The organism is Staphylococcus sp. FSL W8-0056 (assembly GCF_037963075.1).
GTDB classification, from domain to species: Bacteria; Bacillota; Bacilli; order Staphylococcales; family Staphylococcaceae; genus Staphylococcus; species Staphylococcus aureus.
On the sequence record NZ_CP150142.1, the window covers coordinates 2,169,463 to 2,189,060 of the forward strand.

A 19,598-nucleotide genomic window follows, 5' to 3' on the forward strand; every position below is an offset into this window, starting at 1 on the left:
TAGGCGACCATTATATTATATCATTTATTTATTATATTTCACGCAATATTAAAGTTCGAGTAAAGCGTTTTTTAGTGGTTTACGCTACTTTAATTACTATCTTTTAAAATCCATTTAGATAATACAAATGTGATGGGTATCGTAATCACTAAACCTGCAAATGGCGCAATTTCCGCTGGCAAATTTAGCCAGGATACAAAAACATATAATAAAACTGTTTGTAAGCTTACGTTGACAATCTGCGTAATTGGAAAACTAATGAATTTTCTCCAAGTAGGTTTTACCCTGTAAACAAAATAACAATTCAAATAATACGAAATCACAAAAGCGACTAGAAATCCGGTAATATGACTAATCATATATTCAATGTGTAATAATTTTAACAGCAATAAATAGACAACATAATAATTTAACGTATTAATGCCGCCAACAATGATAAATTTTAAAATTTCAGCATGCGTTTGTGTTAGTTTCATATGTGTAACTCCTCAACATCAAAATATATGCATAGCTACGTTCTCCAACATACTCGAATATGCGAGCCAATCCGCTTCACTTCAAATTTACTTATTTCAACCTTTATACCCTTTCACAGCAAATTTAGTCTCTTTCCTCTCATCCTTATACGCCATTATAATGTAACTGATTTATCGCGTGACTCATTAGCACTATAGAGATTACTTTAGTTCACTAGTAATTTTATATACAATAAGAGCGACAACAGTAATGAGAGGATGTCTACTATGCAATTACAAAAAATTGTCATCGCTCCTGACTCATTTAAGGAAAGTATGACCGCACAGCAAGTTGGCAATATTATAAAACAGGCATTTACTAATGTTTATGGGAATACCCTTCATTATGATATCATTCCGATGGCTGATGGTGGTGAAGGTACCACAGATGCTTTAATGCATGCAACAGGTGCCACTAAGTATACAGTCATCGTTAATGACCCTTTAATGCGACCTATTGAAGCATGTTATGCACGCGCAGACGAACAACAAATTGCAATTATTGAAATGGCGGCAGCGTCAGGTTTGGATTTATTAGAAAAAGAGGAACGTAATCCTTTATACACATCATCATATGGTACCGGTGAACTAATTAAAGATGCATTAAATCATGGTGCTAAGACCATTATTTTAGGGATTGGTGGCAGTGCAACAAATGATGGTGGTACAGGTATGCTAAGTGCACTAGGCGTAAAGTTTACTGATGTAAACGGGGACTTATTACAAATGAATGGTGCTAATCTTGCTCACATTGCACAAATCGATATAACCAATCTAGATTCGCGATTAAAAGAGGTGACCTTTAAAGTGGCCTGTGATGTTTCAAATCCTTTATTGGGTGAAAATGGTGCTACCTATATTTATGGTCCTCAAAAAGGCGCTGATGCAAAGATGATACCAAAGTTGGATTTCGCAATGTCGCATTATCATGATAAGATAAAAATGTGCACAGGAAAGTCCGTTAATCAAATACCAGGTTCTGGTGCAGCTGGCGGTATGGGCGCAGCATTATTAGCGTTTTGTGAGACAACTTTAACAAAAGGTATTGATGTCGTCTTTGACATTACAGATTTTCATCAAAGAATTAAAGATGCAGACCTCGTTATTACTGGAGAAGGACGCATGGATTATCAGACCATCTTTGGTAAAACACCCGTAGGCGTTGCGTTAGCTGCAAAACAATATCATATTCCTGTCATCGCGATTTGTGGCAGTCTAGGCGAAAATTATCAACATGTTTACGATTTCGGTATTGATAGTGCCTATTCTATAATCTCTTCACCTAGCACTTTAGAAGATGTCCTACAAAATAGCGAACAAAATTTATTAAACACTGCAACTGACATTGCTCGTATTCTGAAATTACAATAATGTCAAAGTAAATCATCAGCTTTATTATTTGCAGTTAAAACTTGAATGAGGTGAAACCCATGAAAAGAACTGATAAATACCGTGATTCATATCAATACGACAATCAAAACCAAAATCATCGTCGTCAATCTGAAGACGCATCGTATAGACAACAATATGCTAAAGGCGATCCTGAAGAACACCCGGAACGATACTATAATGGTAGAGATTATCGAAGAGAACAAATTCTTGAAGAAGAAAACGAGAAATCCCGCCGTTCAAAAAAATGGTTATATATCATTATTGCCATTCTCTTAATTATTGTCGCTATTTTTGTCACACGCGCCTTACTTAACAATGATAGCGATAAAGTTAGTAATGACCCTAAAGTCTCTCAAAATTATAAAAAACAAGTTGAAAATCAAGACGGCCAAATTAACCAGCAAGTAGATAATGCTAAAGAAAATATTAAAAACAACCAAAAAACTGATGACATTATTAAAAATTTACAAAATCAAATCGACAACTTGAAGCAGCAAGAACAAAACAAAGCTGATTCTAAGCTAACTCAATTTTATCAAGACCAAATCAACAAATTGACAGAGGCAAATAATGCACTTAAAAACAATGCAAGCCAAGGTAAAATTGAAAGCATGTTAAATGATATTAATACAAAATTCGACAGTATTAAATCTAAATTAGAAAGCTTATTTAAAGATGACAATGGTGGCGCTAATTAATTATTACACCTGCTTTGATGATAAACATTAATTCCCTATACTTTATCTGTATCACTACGTTATTCGTGATGATGCATTAAGAGTATAGGGATTTTTTATATAAACTTGTATTCTAACTACATACAAATACACACAAAACGTATATAATTTATATAATTATATCATTTAAAGGAGTCTGATCATGCAATCAACGAAAACCAAAACGAAGCATTTTTCATTTTTATTGCTAATTACGTTAGGCGTCATGACCGCTTTTGGCCCACTAACTATAGATATGTACGTACCATCATTACCTAAAGTGCAAGGTGATTTTGGTTCTACTACATCAGAAATTCAATTAACATTATCATTCACAATGATTGGTCTTGCACTAGGCCAATTTATCTTTGGACCTTTATCCGATGCTTTTGGTCGCAAACGGATTGCTGTATCCATTTTGATCATTTTCATTTTGGTATCAGGTTTGTCTATGTTTGTTGATCAATTGCCATTATTCTTAACTTTACGATTTATTCAAGGTTTAACTGGTGGTGGCGTCATCGTGATTGCCAAAGCCTCTGCTGGTGATAAATTTAGTGGCAACGCACTCGCTAAATTTTTAGCATCTTTAATGGTAGTAAATGGCATCATCACTATTCTTGCACCATTAGCTGGTGGATTAGCTTTATCCGTAGCAACATGGCGTTCTATTTTCACAATTTTAACTATTGTGGCACTCATCATTTTAATTGGCGTCGCTTCTCAATTACCTAAAACATCTAAAGATGAATTAAAGCAGGTGAATTTTAGTAGCGTCATTAAAGACTTTGGAAGTCTTTTGAAAAAACCAGCATTTATTATTCCAATGCTATTACAAGGTTTAACTTATGTAATGCTTTTTAGTTATTCATCTGCATCGCCATTTATTACTCAAAAATTGTATAATATGACACCCCAACAATTTAGTATCATGTTTGCTGTTAACGGTGTAGGTTTAATCATTGTCAGTCAAGTCGTTGCTTTATTAGTAGAAAAATTACATCGCCACATATTATTAATCATTTTAACTATTATACAAGTGGTGGGTGTTGCTTTAATTATCCTGACACTTACATTCCATTTACCACTTTGGGTCTTACTCATCGCATTCTTCTTAAATGTGTGTCCTGTGACGTCAATTGGACCACTTGGTTTCACAATGGCTATGGAAGAACGAACAGGTGGCAGTGGTAACGCATCAAGTTTACTTGGCTTATTCCAATTTATCTTAGGTGGCGCTGTTGCACCATTAGTTGGCTTAAAAGGCGAATTTAATACATCACCATATATGATTATTATCTTCATTACAGCCATTCTATTAGTCAGTCTACAAATCATTTACTTTAAAATGATTAAAAAGCAACATGTCGCATAACACTTCAACATAATTAGAACCCTAGCAAAGATATCTATCTTTGTCGGGGTTCTTCTTTATGAATTATGAAATCCAATCTTCAACTAAAATTACGCCTTCATATCAAGTACATTTCTATTCAATCACCCTTTAACAGGCATCCAAATTTCTGTAATATATTTTTCACTTGTAGTATCACCATCCTGATACAACTCAAAAAATGGTGCTGATTTTACCGTATTTGCTTGATATTGATGTATGTAGTGATGAACCTCTTCCATTTTTTGTTGAACTGCTTTAGGTACTGCGCCCTGTGCTTCAAATACCATATACTTTGAACTTGCTAATGTTATGACATCATATTTTGCAATATCAGCACTATTATCTCCGGTAACTGCAATCATATATGACATCTTACCGTCTAATTCGGGTATACATAAGCCAAGTATCCCGGCTAAATCACCATTATTTTTTAACTGTAAATCCGCAATTACTCCCTCTTGATAACACCTTTGCCAAAACCCGGCTATATGTTGCTGAGCCTGTCGTCCATTTTCATACGTTTCTTTAATACCTACTAACGTTAACGACGCAAGTTGTTGTAATTGATATTCCATTTTATCACTCCATTAATTTTATTCACTCATGTAAAACATATGTTTAGGACATTTTGCATTGACGCTATATAATTATATTAAATATTTATTGAATCAATGCGAGGACTATATTATGAACCGAAAAATATTACCAGTTAAACCTATCAGTCAGCTATTTCCTATCCCTATGGTCATGGGGTGTGAAGGTGTTTCCGCAGCCATGATGTTGCAATACAATAACCAACATATCCCTGCTACAGAAATTATGAGACATTGGCCGACACATCCGAACAATCCACATAAAGGTTATGTTGGACATCACTTATTCATTAAGCTTGGCAATTATCATCAAACGATATTTCCAGAAGCATATGTACCATTTTTACAAAAATACAATCCTAATATCGTAGACGGCACTGGTAAATCCTTAGAAGATCTTAAAGGTATTATCGATCAAGGTCAACCTGTGTTAATATACCATACTAATCTTGGCTCTAAACCATTACTACGTGTTTTCCGCTTTGATAACAAGCCAGCGAAACAAGTTTCAAATATTCACGTAACGTTACTCATTGGGTACGATGATTACTATTACTATTATATCGATCCACTTTGGAGTCATATTCGTCGTGGCCTAGTTTTACCTGCCATCATTCCAAATCGCAAACAAATTATTAAAATTCGTAAAGAGAAAATGGAATACAGCTTTAATTCACCAGGAAGAAAATGCATTTATGTGCAACCACATTCATATACAATTGAAAATCAACAACAAAATAAACACACGTAAGTAAACACATTACTCGCGTGTGTAAAACATAAAATGCGCAAACTGGGTCAGGTTTGCGCATTTTAAATTTCTATTATTTGTATCGTCTCATTTATTTCCTGGTAAATATCTTCTGAACGCCATTGTCTTGGATAGCCTAGACACGGACAGAGATAACATCTGCCATCATCCATCACACTTTTACGAAAATGAACATGGCCCATAATACTATATGGTATATCGAACATCGCATACAAAGGATTGAAATCACTTGTCCCAATAAATGCATTATAAAAATCGAATATACGATGTGGCATAGGAACAATGAAATCAGGGTGCGTCACAACATGTGTGACTAAAATCACTCGTCTATTTCCTACTTCTAATATATCTTTCTTCACTTGTTCAGCCGCTATTTTAGATAAATTTTGATCTGATATGCCCCAAGATATTCGTTCTTTATCTTGCCAAGTCGCACCATAATGTTTTCCTTTTTGTAAATGTTCTAATGAAAATCGTTGTGCTGCAAAGCTATAATCATACCAACCTGTATGTCCTATTATTGCCCATTCTTCATTTACTATAAATGGTTTTCCTACCAAGCACTGTGACATGCTCTTATAATTATTCCAAATGTCTTGCGTAGTCATACTTTCAACTTCCCATAAATCATGGTTTCCAGGAACAAATTTCACAGGTATATCTAATTGTTTTGTCAATTGCGTTATAAATTGGTGCGTCAATTGATAATGATTTGAGATATCTCCCGCAATCAACAATATATCCAATTTCTTATACTTAACTATTTCAACCAATGCCTCTAAGTAATCTTCGGATGTTTTTTTATTATGACGATCAATATGTAAATCGGCGATTGTCCCTATCTTCATACCCATACCTTCTTTACTCAAATTAAAATGTTATTTATTATGCCATAGCTTATCTAATATATATAGTTAACTGCTTCATTTAGATGATTATTTTATATTTTTGCATAAAAACTTATATCTTTTCAAAAAATCGATAAGTTTTAGTTATCATACCCTTACCTATCAAATGTTTTTTCTTATATTTAAAAAAATAATTGCTTTATTAAATGGATTTCTTTAGTATTTATAATTAAGAAAACGCTTACACACAACTTTTTTATTTGCTTTATCCTGAGGAGGAAAATTATGGCAAGAAAATTGCATAGAGAGTTGAATAACAGACACATCCAATTGATAGCAATTGGGGGCGCAATTGGAACTGGGTTATTCCTAGGATCAGGTCAAACAATATCTTTAACTGGTCCATCACTGTTATTCACATACATGATTATTGGGGTTGTACTATTCGCTTTTATGCGCGCATTAGGCGAATTGTTGTTGAGCAATACAAGATTTAATTCATTTGTTGATATTGCAAATGAATATTTAGGCCCTTTTGGTGGCTTTGTCATTGGCTGGACTTACTGGTTATGTTGGATTGTATCAAGTATGTCAGACCTAACTGCGATGGGACAATACTTTGCATTTTGGTATCCACAAGTCCCAAATTGGATTACCGTGCTATTTATTGTTTTAATCTTGATTAGCTTCAACTTATTAGGTGCCAGATTATTTGGTGAACTGGAGTTTTGGTTCTCTATTATTAAAGTTGTCACAATTATTGCGATGGTTATCGTTGGTCTTGTATTAATCTTTTTCTCATTTAAAACACATTATGGACATGCATCATTCACAAACTTAATCAGTCACGGCGGCATGTTCCCTGGAGGAACATTTGGTTTCCTAATGTCATTCCAAATTGCTGTATATTCATTCATTGGTATTGAACTTATAGGTGTAACTGCTGGTGAAACGAAAGATCCTGAAAAAACCTTACCGAAAGCAATTAATAATGTACCTATCCGTATTTTATTATTCTATATCGGTGGTCTATTAGTAATTATGTCAGTCATACCTTGGAATGATATCGATCCAAATAGTAGCCCTTTCGTTAAACTCTTTACATTAATCGGCGTGCCATTTGCAGCAGGCGTCGTTAACTTTGTCGTGCTAACTGCCGCGGCCTCTGCTACAAATAGTGGTATCTATTCGAATAGTCGTATCTTATTCGGACTGTCACAACAAGGGTTAGGTCCTAAAGTTTTAAATAAAACGAATAGTCATGGCGTGCCTTATTTATCAATGTTAGTTTCATCAATTGCATTACTTATAGCAGCCTTGTTAAACTACATTTTCCCTAATGCAATTCAACTATTCATATACGTTACAACGTTATCAACTGTGTTGTTTTTAGTTGTTTGGGCAATGATTATTGTCGCTTATCTAATGTATTTGAAAAAGCATCCTGAGGCACATAAAAACAGTAAATTTAAGTTGATTGGTGGTAAGCCTATTGCTTACATTATTCTAGCGTTCTTCTTCTTTGTATTCATTTTATTATTCTTTAGTGACGAAACAAGAGCAGCTATTTATATTTCACCATTCTGGTTTATATTTTTATTTTTCTTTTATAAAAAATACAAAACGAATGCTGAAAAGCTCGCGTATGAACAACGACAAAATGACAGCGGTCATTTCAGATATGACAATCAATAATTTAAACATCTCGCTCTAGTATCAGTTCAACCGATACTAGAGTTTTTTTGAAAATAACTTCATTTTATCAATATATCTATGTCATTATGCCTTAAAAGTGATAAAATATTAACTATTAAAATTTTGAGGAGTATTGTATGGCACTATTAGAAGCATTTTTAATTTTTATTTTTGCTGTGATTATTAGTTCGGTTATCAATAATCGATTCCCACAAATTCCTACTGCCTTTATTCAAATTGCATTAGGTGTCGTTATTTTCATTATTCCAATACAAGTTGATTTCCAATTCAATTCTGAAGTGTTTATGTTTGCCGTTATCGCGCCACTACTTTTTGTAGAAGGTACCCACGTCTCTCGAACAAAATTATTAGAATATCGTAAACCTATACTATTAATGTCAATGGCACTAGTGTTTGCAACTGTAGTCGGTGTTGGCTATTTTATACATTGGATTTGGCCTGCCTTACCAATGCCAGCCGCTTTTGCAATAGCAGCAATTTTATGTCCTACTGATGCAGTAGCAGTATCTGCTATTACACGCGGAAAATTATTACCTAAAGGTTCTATGACGATTTTAGAAGGTGAATCTTTACTCAATGATGCAGCAGGTATCATTTCATTTAAAATTGCTGTTACTGCATTAGTAACTGGTACCTTTTCATTATTCCAAGCTGTTGAACAATTTATCATTTCAACAATACTAGGTGTACTTATTGGTGCAATTATTGGATTCGTTGTCGTTAGAATACGTATAGACTTAACCGCTAATAAAGGTTTAAAAGATAACAATACCTTAACTTTTATTCAATTATTAACTCCTTTTGTCGTATACTTTTTAGCAGAAGAAGTTCATGCTTCAGGTATCATTGCAGTTGTAATCGCAGGTCTAATCCATGGTTTAGAACGCGACCGTTTAATTAGAGCACAAACGGAACTACAAATGAATTACCATCAAATTTGGAACACATTTAGTTATGCCTTAAATGGTTTTGTATTTGTTGTATTAGGTTTTATGATTCCTACTGTAGTCATAGATATTTTCCAAACAGAGCCTGACAACTTTTCATTTTTAATAGTGATCACTATATTAATCGCTATTGCAATTTATGCATGTCGATTTGTTTGGGTTTATTTCTGGTACAAAGATTTTTATTTCCCGAAAAATATACAATCTTATCTAGACGAAGAACATGATTCACATGAAACACCACCTTCTCGTGTGCGTTACGCATTTATTATGACGATGTGTGGTATTCACGGTACAATTTCACTTTCAATGGCACTTACATTACCATTTATCATTACAAAAGGACAAGCATTCGAATACCGTAATGATTTATTGTTTATTGCATCTTTCATGGTATTAATTAGTTTAATCTTAGCGCAAATTGTTTTACCTTTAATTACACCATCTGCCGAAGATACTACTTTTAAAGGTATGACTTATCAATCTGCCAAAATTTTCATTGTTCAAAAAGTGATACAGCATTTTAAAAACGAAAGTAAAAAAGACAAAAACGATACAAATTATCGCCCAGTATTAAACCAATACTATGGAGAATTGTTATTTTTATTAAATTCAGAACCTAATAATCAAAATACAAAAGAACTCAAACGTTTAGAAGATATTGCAAAAGTAATCGAAACATCTACACTTGAGCGTTTAATTGATAAAGGTAAGGCAACGTATCAGGATATTAATAATTACCGCAATATTGTCGAATTAACAGAGACACACCGTACTGCATCATTTGTTGAAAAATTTGCAAACTTCTTCAAGATGTTATGGCTTAGACTTAAAGCGATGAAGCACTACAAAGCCTTAAACAAAGAATCTAAGAAGCAAGAATTTGAAAATTCATTCAAAGATGTTCAAAAAATTATGCGTATTGTGAATCACAATATTATTTTACGCTTAAAAGAAGAACAAAATAGTACAAATGTACTTGAGGTTAGCTTAGTCATTAATCATTACTATGATATGAGTCGCTCATTAAAGTGGCGTGCACAACGTCGAAAAGAACGTCAAGAAAACAGCAATCAAATCATACCGCAAGCTATGTTCCATAACCACAAATTGGAAGCATTGTACTTACAACGTCACCTTTTAGATGAATTAATTCGCAAAAATAAAATCAACAATATCGTTGCAGCTCAAATTCGAGAAAATATCAATTACAACGAAATTGTCTTGTCTTTACAGTCCAAACATTAAGCAAGACATAACAATACCCCCCATACATATGAGACAAAGTCATTATCATCTCATATGTACGGGGTTTTTATATTCAACATCAAAAAATCGGATTGATGAAAAGTAAATAACCTTTCATCAATCCGATTTGATTATAGAATCTATTTTTTAAGTTTAAATGGAATTGTACATACGTTAACATTCTTTTGATAAATTAAATACAATTTCATACGCAAACTAGTTTGATTGTGTAATAAATTATGCCAACGTTTCTTAGTAATAAATTCTGGTATCACTACTGTAATCATATAGTTTTGATCGTTTGCTTTACGATTAATCTTATCGATAAAACGTGAAATTGGTCGTATAATACTGCGATATTCCGAATGTAAAATAACTAATCTTACATCTGGGAAATGACGTTTCCATTTCTCTTGGAATGCTTTTTCATCTTCATCTCCAAATGATACATGTACTGCTATGACATCATTATTCGCAAGCATTTGTGCGTAATAAATAGACTTATCAACTGCTGTTGTAATACTTGTTATCGGCACAATTGCTAAATTACGATCTACCACGTCCACATTAAGAACATCAATGTCAGAACGTAATTGTTCTGCGATATCTCGATAATGTTTGTTAATTTTCAAGAAGAAAATCACCACGAACGGCAAGAAAATAAGTATCGGCCATACTTGGCTAAATTTAGTTATGAGTAAAATCATAAAAACAATAAATGTCACGATACCACCTAGTAAGTTCACAGACAACTTACTTAACCAATTCTTAGGACGTTCATGAATCCATTTAATAACCATACCGAATTGTGCTAGTGTAAATGGAATAAATACACCAACAGCATACAATGGAATTAAATCTTCAGTCATACCATCAAATACAATAATTAAAATAATGGCTAATACACCTAAAATAATAATTGAGTTAGAGTAGCCTAAGCGATCACCTCTAACAGTAAACATTCTAGGCATATATTTATCTTTAGACATTGAAGCCGCTAACATCGGAAAAGCTGTAAATCCAGTGTTGGCTGCTAATACCAAAATCATCACGGTCGTTGCCTGTACAAAATAGAAGGCAGCATTATCACCAAATATTTGCATAGCTAATTGTGATAAAACTGTCGTTTCCGTTTGTGGCATAATTCCATAAACATATGCTAAACCAACGATACCAACTAATAAAAACGCTAAAATTGAACCCATAGCAATTAACGTTTTTACAGCATTATTAGCACTTGGTTCTCTAAAATTGGTTACCGCATTTGAAATAGCTTCAACACCTGTTAATGATGAAGCCCCTGATGAAAAAGCTTTTAATAGCAAGAATAATGTTACTCCAGGAACCGCAGTTCCTACTGATGCATGCATATGTGGTTGAATATCTCCTGTCGCCACACGGAAAGTACCTATAAATATTAATATCACTAACCCTATAATGAAAAGATATACTGGATAGGATAATACGGTGGCAGATTCAGTTAAACCACGTAAATTTAATATTAAAATAAAAAGTACAAGTAAACATGCAATCAGTACTTTATGCCCATATAAACTTGGGAATGCAGCAACAAATGCATCAGCACCAGATGATATACTAACAGCGACAGTCAGTATGTAATCGACTAATAATGAGCCTCCTGCAAGCAATCCCCATTTTTCTCCTAAATTGGTCTTGGACACCATATACGCGCCGCCACCTTTAGGATATGCATAAATAATTTGCCTATAAGACATAATTAAAGCAGCTAATAAGATCAGAACAGCACCTGCAATCGGTAAAGTATACCAAGTTGCAACTGCACCCACTACTGATAATGTAATCAGTATTTGTTCGGGACCGTAAGCCACTGAAGATAATGCATCCGACGAAAGAATCGCTAACCCTTTAAACTTCGATATCTTTTCGTCTTTTAGTTCTCTGTTTTTTTTAGGTTGCCCTATAATAAGTCTTTTAAATTGATTGAACATAATCTCCTATTCCTTTTTATAGTTTTTGATGGATATCACTATACGCCTATCTTTCCAAAAAGTATAGAGAGTTAATTAATATTTTTTATGTAATTATACACCTATTAACATATAAGGTGTCAAAAATAATGGTAAATATACCTCTTTAATTAATTTATTCAATAGAACTGGTATAATAAAATAAATCTCATTAGGCACTTAAGTAAATTTAACATATAAAAAGGAACGTTTATGACTACTAAAAAACTGTATTTTCTATCCATTTCTATTATCATTTTAGTCGCCATTTCAATTGCTATATATATAACATTAAATAGCAATACGAAGACACGGCTAACCAATGATTCGCAACAACAAATAGATAAAATTATCGAGCATGATTTACAAAAGGGACACATTCCTGGAGCATCAATTTTAATAGTAAAAAATGGCAAAGTTTTTTTAAATAAAGGTTATGGTTATCAAGATGTTGATAAAAAAGTCAAAGCTTCTCCCACAACAAAGTATGAAATTGCTTCTAATACTAAAGCTTTCACAGGTCTTGCAATTTTAAAATTAGCTCAAGAAGGTCGATTAAACTTAAATGATGACGTATCCAAACATGTGCCTCATTTTAAAATGAACTATAATGGTCAAAATGAAACTATTACGATTAAGCAACTTTTGGCTCAAACAAGTGGTATACCTAGTGATATTACAAGCGAAGACGCCGTAACAAATAAAAATAATCGTTTAAATGATGTAACCCGTGCAATTATGGGTGATGAATTACATCATAAGCCCGGAGAAGAATTTGAATACTCAAATATGAACTATGATTTATTAGGTTTAATTATCCAAAACGTTACGAAGCAATCCTATACAAAATATATTACAAATTCATGGCTCAAGCCTTTGCATATGACACATACATCATTCAAACAAACCAATAACAAATCAAAACATGATGCTATTGGCTACGAATTACAAGGTTCGACACCTGTCGTCTCTAAACCTGAATTTAACCTTTGGGATACACCATCAGCATATATGATGACATCAACTGAAGATTTGGAACATTGGATAAAATTCCAACTTAATCCACCTGATAAATACAAATCATTAGTTCAACAATCACATAAAAATTTATCATCAACAATTGGTGAACCTAATGCCAATGCATATGCTTCGGGCTGGTTTACCAATAATGATGAACATTTAGTGTTTCATTCAGGAACGCTCGATAACTTTTCATCATTTATTTTACTAAATCCAAAACAAAATTATGGAATTGTTGTGCTTGCAAATCTAAATTCGGAATATGTACCCAAATTAGTTGAGCATCTTAATACACAAATTGTAAATCACAAGCGATATTCGACGGTTGCGTCTATACTCAATCAATATAAAGACCAATTTAATATTGTTACCGTTTTGATGACAACACTTATTTTATTAGCATTTATATTCTCAGCTTATCGTGCTTGGCAAATGCGCCATGGTCAAATTCTTTTGCGTAGATCAAAACGGATTGCTGTATTGAGTTGGCTAACTTTATGTTTATGTATCGCTATAGCGCTCATATTATATGCATTACCATATCTCATTCTCGGTAGCAATAATTGGTCTTTTGTACTGACTTGGCTACCAATAGAAATTAAATTAGCACTAATCACAACATTAATTGCATTATTCAGTACATTAATTGTAATTCTGTTATTCCTTCATACAAAGATAACGAAGACATAATAAAAAAGACTTGTTCGAGCCGTGCGTTTGATAATATATCATCCACGATTCGACCAAGTCTTTATTCTTTGTATATTAAACGGATAAATTATTATTTAATTGGATTCATGCCGTCTTTCCAAGTTTTATAAATCAGAGTACCACCTTGCGCTTTAAACTTCTCATTGCTTACGCCACGTTCAAATGGTTGCGCAGGTTGAATATCAATATTTGGTTCAACACCAAGTTGTTCTTTATACCATTCTGCAAATTCAGAACCTTTAACAGGTGCATCATCTGCTACATTATAGATACCATTTTCAAAATGAATAGCTTGAATAGATGTTTCAACTGCATCATCAAGATGCACAAATGATGTTACGCCATCTGAAAGTGTCACTTGACCATCCATAAATTGATTATAAATCATGCCATCTTTTCCGTACCAAGTACCTGGGCCATATAACCAACCAAAACGTAAAACAACGTATTCATCCATACGAGCCGTTTCTTCTTCTAGACCAACCACACCATCAACCGTTACTTTTCTATCACCAGTTGAGTTAAAATCAAGTGAAGTTTCCTCATTTGCTAATCCTTCGCCAGGTTCATACATAAAGGCAATACTTTGGGCAATTACTTTCTTAACGTCATGCTTTTTCGCCGCATCAATTAAGTTTTTAGAACCTTCAATACGTACTTTCGTATTTGCTGCCATATCAACATTTTTTAAATCCGTAATTTGGTTGATAATGATTTCTGGTTTAAAATCTGCTAACGCTTGATCAATAGTATCAGCTTTTAATATATCACCAATATATGCTTTTACATTAATAGCAGCTAGCTTTTGTTGACCATTCTCAGATGTAGTAAAACCAGCAACCTCATGCCCCTCTTCTTTTAGTCTTTGAACTAATTTAATGCCAATAAGGCCCGTTGCACCAGTTACAAAAATTTTACTCATTATAAACACCTTTTCTCTATTTGTCTTTTTAATATAATTACTTGCTTGATGAGTTTACAAAATTCACGTGAGACTTCCAAATGATTTGCCTCAAAATTTTTCAAAGTGTCGTCGTAAAAACTGTCTAGTAAATACTAATAGTATGTCGTAGACCTATGACAAATCTGAATTATGACGAAGATCAATCAAGAAAAACAGCACCAAGATCATTTCAATTTGAAAGTACCTTACTGCTGTTCTTTATTTATTACATTTCAATCTTAATAATGACCGTAATATCACGTGATTGTCATTTCCTTGTAATCATACCTAAAACACCAATTAATCCTGTGCGTGTCGCTGACTTTCTTTAGTATGAATTAAATCAGTAATAAAGCGATTGACTGGCGCTTCAATATGACGTTGTTTACCCAATGTTGCAACTGCGCCATTAATATAATCAATTTCAGTTTTTCTATTATTAACAATTAAATCTTGATACATGGATGGATAATGCGCACCAACTTTTTCATTTAAATCAACTAAATATTCAAATACTTCATCAACATTTAAATGAACATTATCAATCGTCGCTACATGCACTATTTCTTGCGTTAATTTATAAATCAAACACTTCGCATAACTACTTTCATTCAGTGATGCCATATTACACTCCAACACTGTGCTTAATGCATTTGCCGTACCATTAACACAAATCTTTTTCCAAATCGATTGGTATAAATCTTTACTAATGACACCATTCAATTCCGCTTCGTTAAGTAAATCAGCAACTTTTATAACATTTTCTTTACCTTCATCCACTAGTTCACCTATTTCAACTGGTCCACTACCAAGTAAATGACTGTGTCCAGGGCTTTCAAGACCTGCCGTCCAAGTCGTAACACCTCTGACAATTTGTGATTGAGCAACATACTGCGCAATGACTTCTTCATGCTTCAGACCATTCATCGTACATACGACGATCGTTTCATTATCAATATGTGGCTTCATATCTTCCATCACTTCTTTTAATTGCATAGACTTTGGAAATAGAAAGACAACATCGTAAATGCTTTCGTCCCGTTGATCATTAAAATGATACATCGGAATGTTTAACTCGAATGCCTCTCCATTAATCGTTATATTTAATCCATGTTGCTTAACCGCTTCAACATGAGATGTATATCCGTCAATAAGTGTGACATCATATCCTGCTTGAAATAGTTTGGCACCAAAGCCACTACCTAATGCACCCGATCCAGCAATTGCAATTTTCATCCTATAAACCCCTCTTCATCGTTGTTGTTCATTTTAAAAATACTACTTTCGCATATTAGCGTCAATTTGAAAATCATTCGCTTAATATGCACACAGCTTTTATCGTCTATAAAAGAACACACCTAACATTAAACGTCAATACGTAACATTAAGTGTGTATGATAAACTTACTTTCACAAAATTTCCTTTAAAATCCCTACATAATAACTTGCTTTCATTTCGGTTTTACAAATTCGTTTGATTTTTAGGAACTAATAGTAAAATGACTAAAAATGCAACAATTGCTAGCAAGGCATTAAACATCATACCTGTGAAACCACCTAAGTTCAAATTTAAATTAGCTGCTAACACAGTATAAACTGTACCAGATACTGCTACTCCAAATGCATTTCCTAATGATGACGCCATTTTATATACGCCTGAAGCAACACCCGACTTATCATCTGGCGCACTAGCAACTGCTGTATCAGTTGATGGTGTAGCATATAATCCTAAACCAGTACCAAACAATAAATATCCAACTATACTAGATATGATATACCACACTTCTGGTAAAAATGTTAACGACAATAAGATTAACCCAATCACTGTAAAGCCACTTCCTAGTAATAGTGGGCGCTTCGGACCATGTTGAGATAAAATCTTTTCACCTACACGAATCATTGACAACACTGCTATTAAATACGTTAATGAAATATAACCCGTTTGCGAAGAATTAAATCCTAATTGTTGTTGATAATACGTGTTAATAACGATAAGTGCACCACCTGCTACACCATTTAATAAGAAGTTTGAAATAGTTGCACCACTGTATCCTCTATTTTTAAAAATTGAAAAATCAACAAGTGGATGCTTTATTTTATTTTCGTAATATACAAAACCAACTAATGAACAGATAAACACAACAATTAAACCTAGAATTAACGGTGAAACTAAACCAAAATGAGACGTCTGTGTGATGATTACATTTAAACTTAACATCGTCACTACTAAAATGACTAAACCAATAACGTCAAACTTTTTAGCTTCTGCTTTCATACCTTTGATTGGTTCTGCTTTAGTCTCAGGTGCATGTTTGATTAAGTACATTGCTAATAATGTTAATAGAATTGAAACAACAAATATTGAACGCCAACCTATATATGTAGCCATTAAGCCACCAAACAACGTACAAATACCACTACCACCCCAAGAACCAATAGACCAATAGCTTAAGGCACGTTGTCTTCTTGTACCAATATAATATTCGTTAATAATAGCAAGTGTGGATGGCATAATACATGCTGCAGACAAACCTTGAATTATTCTACCTATAATTAAAAATGCTGGCAAAGGTGTAATGATGATGAGTAATGAACCTACAACATTTAATATCAATCCTACATAAGTAATTTTGACGCGACCAAATTTATCAGCAACATCACCAGCACCTACGATAAACAAACCAGCAAATAAGGCAGATAAGCTAACAGCGATATTTATCGTTCCAACGTCACTACTATATGTTGATTGTAATGGGACAACAAGATTAACAAGTGACTGCGCGAATAGCCAAAAGGTAATAACCCCTAAAACGATACCCAAAAGCAATCGGTTGTCACCTCTAAATTGTTTTGATGTGTCCATGAATTAGATAAGCCTCCTATGTTTAAGAAAAACAAATTTTTAATATGATATATTAAGAAACAATATCATAAATTTGCAGAAAATTATAAATAAAACATCTCATTTTTTAGCATTTTTACAATAATTAACGCTTTTTATCCAAAAACTTTCATGATAATAATTGCTATTTTAGTGTAAACGCATACAAACACAACCTATAAAAAGGCTACTCAAAGATTATTTGAGCTCCTTGAGTAGCCTCATTTTTTATAAATCATGAAACGAAATCGCTAAATTATAAACATCTTCTACTATTACATATTAATACTTTGCGGCCGATGATTAGATTGATTTTTACGATGTCGTGTTGTTGGGTCTAATCGTTTTTCTAAAAATCTTAATAGTACATCAATGACGATTGCAATGATAGCAATCGGAATCGCACCTGCTAAAATAAACGTTGTGCCATCCGTCGCATTTGTACCACGAATCACAATGTCACCAAGCGTAGGTGCTCCTATAAATGATCCAACGGCAACAACACCTATCGCAACAACCAAGGCAATACGAATGCCACCGATAATAACCGAAACAGATAACGGTAATTCAATCATTCGTAGCACTTGATTGCGTGTCATTCCCATACCTTTGCCAGCATCCTTAATATTCGCATCAACACTAGCTATACCAGTATAAGTGTTTTTTATAATTGGAAGTAACGCATATAAAAACACTGTTAAAACTACTGTTTCTGAACCTAAGCCCATGACTAACATTAAAATAGCTAACATTGCAATGACTGGAACTGTTTGAATTATATTTGCAATTGTAATTACAAATCCAGAAAGTTTTGTGTATCTTGCAAGCAAGATTCCCAATGGAATACCAATTAAAGCTGCAAACAGCACACCATAGACAGACATTAATAAGTGTTTGAAAAATAAATCCCATAGATAACCAAAGTTCGTAACATAATAATTGAATAATTGCTGTAATAAATTACCTTCCATTACTTATGACCACCTTTCTGTTTATCAAAATAGTGGTGTTTTTTCAAAAATTCTTCTGCGACGACAGCAGGTTCTTTACCTTTACCATCCGCTTCATAATTCAAGCGTTGCATCTCTGAAGTCGAAATCTTTCCTGTCAACTTATTAATCGTCGTTTTAAGTTCTGGGTGTTGCCGTAATAATTCATTTGTTGCAACAGCACTCGCAGCATAAGGTGGGAAAAATTGTTTATCATCTTTAAGTACTTTCAAATCATACGCGGCAATTCGACCATCTGTAGAATAACCTAATGCAACGTCTAACTTCTCTGTGTTTAATGCGTCGTAGACTAGACCTATTTGCATTGGTCTCACTGTACCAAAGTCAAAACCATACTCTTTTTTAAATCCTTCATAGCCATCGCCTTTACGATTCATCCATGAACTATCCATACCTAAACGTAAATCTTTACTATGCTTTGCTAAATCTGAAACTGTCTCTAAATGATATTTTTTAGCAGTTTCCTTCGTTACCATGAATGCATACGTATTCGCAAAACCATACGAATCAAAAAACGTTTGATCAAATTTCTTTTTAAATCCTTGTTGTGTGGCTATCATTGCTTTCTTAGGATCTTTAATTGGTGCTTCCTTCAAAGCTCCCGTTAAATCTGTGCCATTATATCTAACACCTGATATATTAGCATCCCCATTAATTAAGGCATTATGTTGAATCGTACTTGACCCTAAATTATTTACTAATGTTGGCTTTATCTTACCATGTGTATCATGCTCTATTAACAACCGTAACATATGTGAAATAATTTGCGATTCGCTTGTTGATAATGCTGTAATTTTGACATCATTTTTCGTGCTCTTACTACCTAGTCCGGGCAAACTACATCCAGATAATACGGTAAGCGATAAGACAAACACGACAAGTATATATTTAATTTTCTTCATT

The 19,598-nt window shown here is 33.5% G+C and carries 16 protein-coding genes; 7 read left to right on the top strand and 9 right to left on the bottom strand.

Annotated features, from left to right (window positions below; all coding sequences use genetic code 11):
• Nucleotides 1-89: 89 nt before the first annotated feature.
• Nucleotides 90-476, bottom strand: a complete 387-nt coding sequence (gene gtxA, locus NSS86_RS11105; RefSeq protein ID WP_000779360.1) for a flippase GtxA — start codon at nucleotides 474-476, stop codon at nucleotides 90-92.
• Nucleotides 477-743: 267 nt separating this feature from the next.
• On the opposite strand from gtxA, the gene NSS86_RS11110 reads away from it, so the two are divergent.
• The 3 genes from NSS86_RS11110 (at nucleotide 744) to NSS86_RS11120 (ending at nucleotide 3,998) form a co-directional block, all read left to right on the top strand.
• Nucleotides 744-1,886 carry a glycerate kinase gene (locus NSS86_RS11110; protein ID WP_001176863.1) on the top strand — a complete coding sequence of 381 codons (1,143 nt, stop codon included), beginning with the start codon at nucleotides 744-746 and terminating at the stop codon, nucleotides 1,884-1,886.
• Between the two features lie 59 nt (nucleotides 1,887-1,945).
• On the top strand, nucleotides 1,946-2,605 hold the full coding sequence (locus NSS86_RS11115) for a membrane protein (protein WP_000831298.1): 660 nt from the start codon (nucleotides 1,946-1,948) through the stop codon (nucleotides 2,603-2,605).
• A gap of 181 nt (nucleotides 2,606-2,786) precedes the next feature.
• Nucleotides 2,787-3,998: a multidrug effflux MFS transporter gene (locus tag NSS86_RS11120; RefSeq protein ID WP_001192075.1), complete on the top strand. Its 1,212-nt coding sequence runs from the start codon at nucleotides 2,787-2,789 to the stop codon at nucleotides 3,996-3,998.
• A 122-nt stretch (nucleotides 3,999-4,120) separates the two neighbouring features.
• On the opposite strand, the gene NSS86_RS11125 is transcribed toward NSS86_RS11120, so the two are convergent.
• Nucleotides 4,121-4,594, bottom strand: coding sequence for a GyrI-like domain-containing protein (locus tag NSS86_RS11125; protein ID WP_000456486.1), 474 nt, complete (start codon nucleotides 4,592-4,594; stop codon nucleotides 4,121-4,123).
• A 112-nt stretch (nucleotides 4,595-4,706) separates the two neighbouring features.
• Between NSS86_RS11125 and NSS86_RS11130 the strand changes: the two genes are divergently transcribed.
• Complete coding sequence (locus NSS86_RS11130) at nucleotides 4,707-5,363, top strand: C39 family peptidase (protein ID WP_001080281.1); 657 nt, start codon at nucleotides 4,707-4,709, stop codon at nucleotides 5,361-5,363.
• A 62-nt stretch (nucleotides 5,364-5,425) separates the two neighbouring features.
• Here NSS86_RS11130 and NSS86_RS11135 read toward each other — a convergent pair whose 3' ends face one another.
• Nucleotides 5,426-6,232, bottom strand: coding sequence for a metallophosphoesterase (locus tag NSS86_RS11135; RefSeq protein WP_000690200.1), 807 nt, complete (start codon nucleotides 6,230-6,232; stop codon nucleotides 5,426-5,428).
• A 285-nt stretch (nucleotides 6,233-6,517) separates the two neighbouring features.
• On the opposite strand from NSS86_RS11135, the gene NSS86_RS11140 reads away from it, so the two are divergent.
• Nucleotides 6,518-7,927: an amino acid permease gene (locus tag NSS86_RS11140; RefSeq protein ID WP_000101538.1), complete on the top strand. Its 1,410-nt coding sequence runs from the start codon at nucleotides 6,518-6,520 to the stop codon at nucleotides 7,925-7,927.
• Between the two features lie 137 nt (nucleotides 7,928-8,064).
• The gene (locus NSS86_RS11145; protein ID WP_001185695.1) at nucleotides 8,065-10,143 is read left to right on the top strand and encodes a sodium:proton antiporter; all 2,079 of its coding nucleotides are present in this window, start codon (nucleotides 8,065-8,067) and stop codon (nucleotides 10,141-10,143) included.
• A gap of 140 nt (nucleotides 10,144-10,283) precedes the next feature.
• Here the strand turns inward: NSS86_RS11145 and NSS86_RS11150 are convergent, their stop codons facing one another.
• Nucleotides 10,284-12,113, bottom strand: coding sequence for an APC family permease (locus tag NSS86_RS11150; RefSeq protein ID WP_000483052.1), 1,830 nt, complete (start codon nucleotides 12,111-12,113; stop codon nucleotides 10,284-10,286).
• A gap of 231 nt (nucleotides 12,114-12,344) precedes the next feature.
• Here NSS86_RS11150 and NSS86_RS11155 point away from each other — a divergent pair, with 231 nt between their 5' ends.
• Nucleotides 12,345-13,841 (top strand): serine hydrolase domain-containing protein, encoded by a 1,497-nt coding sequence (locus NSS86_RS11155; protein WP_000208563.1) that lies wholly within the window; start codon nucleotides 12,345-12,347, stop codon nucleotides 13,839-13,841.
• A gap of 91 nt (nucleotides 13,842-13,932) precedes the next feature.
• On the opposite strand, the gene NSS86_RS11160 is transcribed toward NSS86_RS11155, so the two are convergent.
• From NSS86_RS11160 to NSS86_RS11180, 5 genes are all read right to left on the bottom strand, one after another.
• On the bottom strand, nucleotides 13,933-14,784 hold the full coding sequence (locus tag NSS86_RS11160; RefSeq protein ID WP_000034497.1) for an NAD(P)-dependent oxidoreductase: 852 nt from the start codon (nucleotides 14,782-14,784) through the stop codon (nucleotides 13,933-13,935).
• Between the two features lie 321 nt (nucleotides 14,785-15,105).
• A complete protein-coding gene (locus tag NSS86_RS11165) occupies nucleotides 15,106-16,041 on the bottom strand; it encodes a 2-dehydropantoate 2-reductase (protein WP_000684061.1) in 936 nt (311 codons plus the stop codon).
• A 225-nt stretch (nucleotides 16,042-16,266) separates the two neighbouring features.
• Nucleotides 16,267-17,667 (bottom strand): MFS transporter, encoded by a 1,401-nt coding sequence (locus NSS86_RS11170; protein WP_000381269.1) that lies wholly within the window; start codon nucleotides 17,665-17,667, stop codon nucleotides 16,267-16,269.
• 293 nt (nucleotides 17,668-17,960) lie between these two features.
• Nucleotides 17,961-18,656, bottom strand: coding sequence for an ABC transporter permease (locus NSS86_RS11175; RefSeq protein ID WP_000398941.1), 696 nt, complete (start codon nucleotides 18,654-18,656; stop codon nucleotides 17,961-17,963).
• Nucleotides 18,656-19,597, bottom strand: a complete 942-nt coding sequence (locus tag NSS86_RS11180; protein WP_000721551.1) for an osmoprotectant ABC transporter substrate-binding protein — start codon at nucleotides 19,595-19,597, stop codon at nucleotides 18,656-18,658. Before NSS86_RS11180 ends, NSS86_RS11175 begins: the two co-directional genes overlap by 1 nt.
• Nucleotide 19,598: the final 1 nt, after the last annotated feature.

Excerpts from the sequence above, each read along its gene's own strand:
- gtxA (WP_000779360.1), bottom strand. The coding sequence starts at position 476 with ATGAAACTAACACAAACGCATGCTGAAATTTTAAAATTTATCATTGTT.
- NSS86_RS11110 (WP_001176863.1), top strand. The coding sequence starts at position 744 with ATGCAATTACAAAAAATTGTCATCGCTCCTGACTCATTTAAGGAAAGT.
- NSS86_RS11115 (WP_000831298.1), top strand. The coding sequence starts at position 1,946 with ATGAAAAGAACTGATAAATACCGTGATTCATATCAATACGACAATCAA.
- NSS86_RS11120 (WP_001192075.1), top strand. The coding sequence starts at position 2,787 with ATGCAATCAACGAAAACCAAAACGAAGCATTTTTCATTTTTATTGCTA.
- NSS86_RS11125 (WP_000456486.1), bottom strand. The coding sequence starts at position 4,594 with ATGGAATATCAATTACAACAACTTGCGTCGTTAACGTTAGTAGGTATT.
- NSS86_RS11130 (WP_001080281.1), top strand. The coding sequence starts at position 4,707 with ATGAACCGAAAAATATTACCAGTTAAACCTATCAGTCAGCTATTTCCT.
- NSS86_RS11135 (WP_000690200.1), bottom strand. The coding sequence starts at position 6,232 with ATGAAGATAGGGACAATCGCCGATTTACATATTGATCGTCATAATAAA.
- NSS86_RS11140 (WP_000101538.1), top strand. The coding sequence starts at position 6,518 with ATGGCAAGAAAATTGCATAGAGAGTTGAATAACAGACACATCCAATTG.
- NSS86_RS11145 (WP_001185695.1), top strand. The coding sequence starts at position 8,065 with ATGGCACTATTAGAAGCATTTTTAATTTTTATTTTTGCTGTGATTATT.
- NSS86_RS11150 (WP_000483052.1), bottom strand. The coding sequence starts at position 12,113 with ATGTTCAATCAATTTAAAAGACTTATTATAGGGCAACCTAAAAAAAAC.
- NSS86_RS11155 (WP_000208563.1), top strand. The coding sequence starts at position 12,345 with ATGACTACTAAAAAACTGTATTTTCTATCCATTTCTATTATCATTTTA.
- NSS86_RS11160 (WP_000034497.1), bottom strand. The coding sequence starts at position 14,784 with ATGAGTAAAATTTTTGTAACTGGTGCAACGGGCCTTATTGGCATTAAA.
- NSS86_RS11165 (WP_000684061.1), bottom strand. The coding sequence starts at position 16,041 with ATGAAAATTGCAATTGCTGGATCGGGTGCATTAGGTAGTGGCTTTGGT.
- NSS86_RS11170 (WP_000381269.1), bottom strand. The coding sequence starts at position 17,667 with ATGGACACATCAAAACAATTTAGAGGTGACAACCGATTGCTTTTGGGT.
- NSS86_RS11175 (WP_000398941.1), bottom strand. The coding sequence starts at position 18,656 with ATGGAAGGTAATTTATTACAGCAATTATTCAATTATTATGTTACGAAC.
- NSS86_RS11180 (WP_000721551.1), bottom strand. The coding sequence starts at position 19,597 with ATGAAGAAAATTAAATATATACTTGTCGTGTTTGTCTTATCGCTTACC.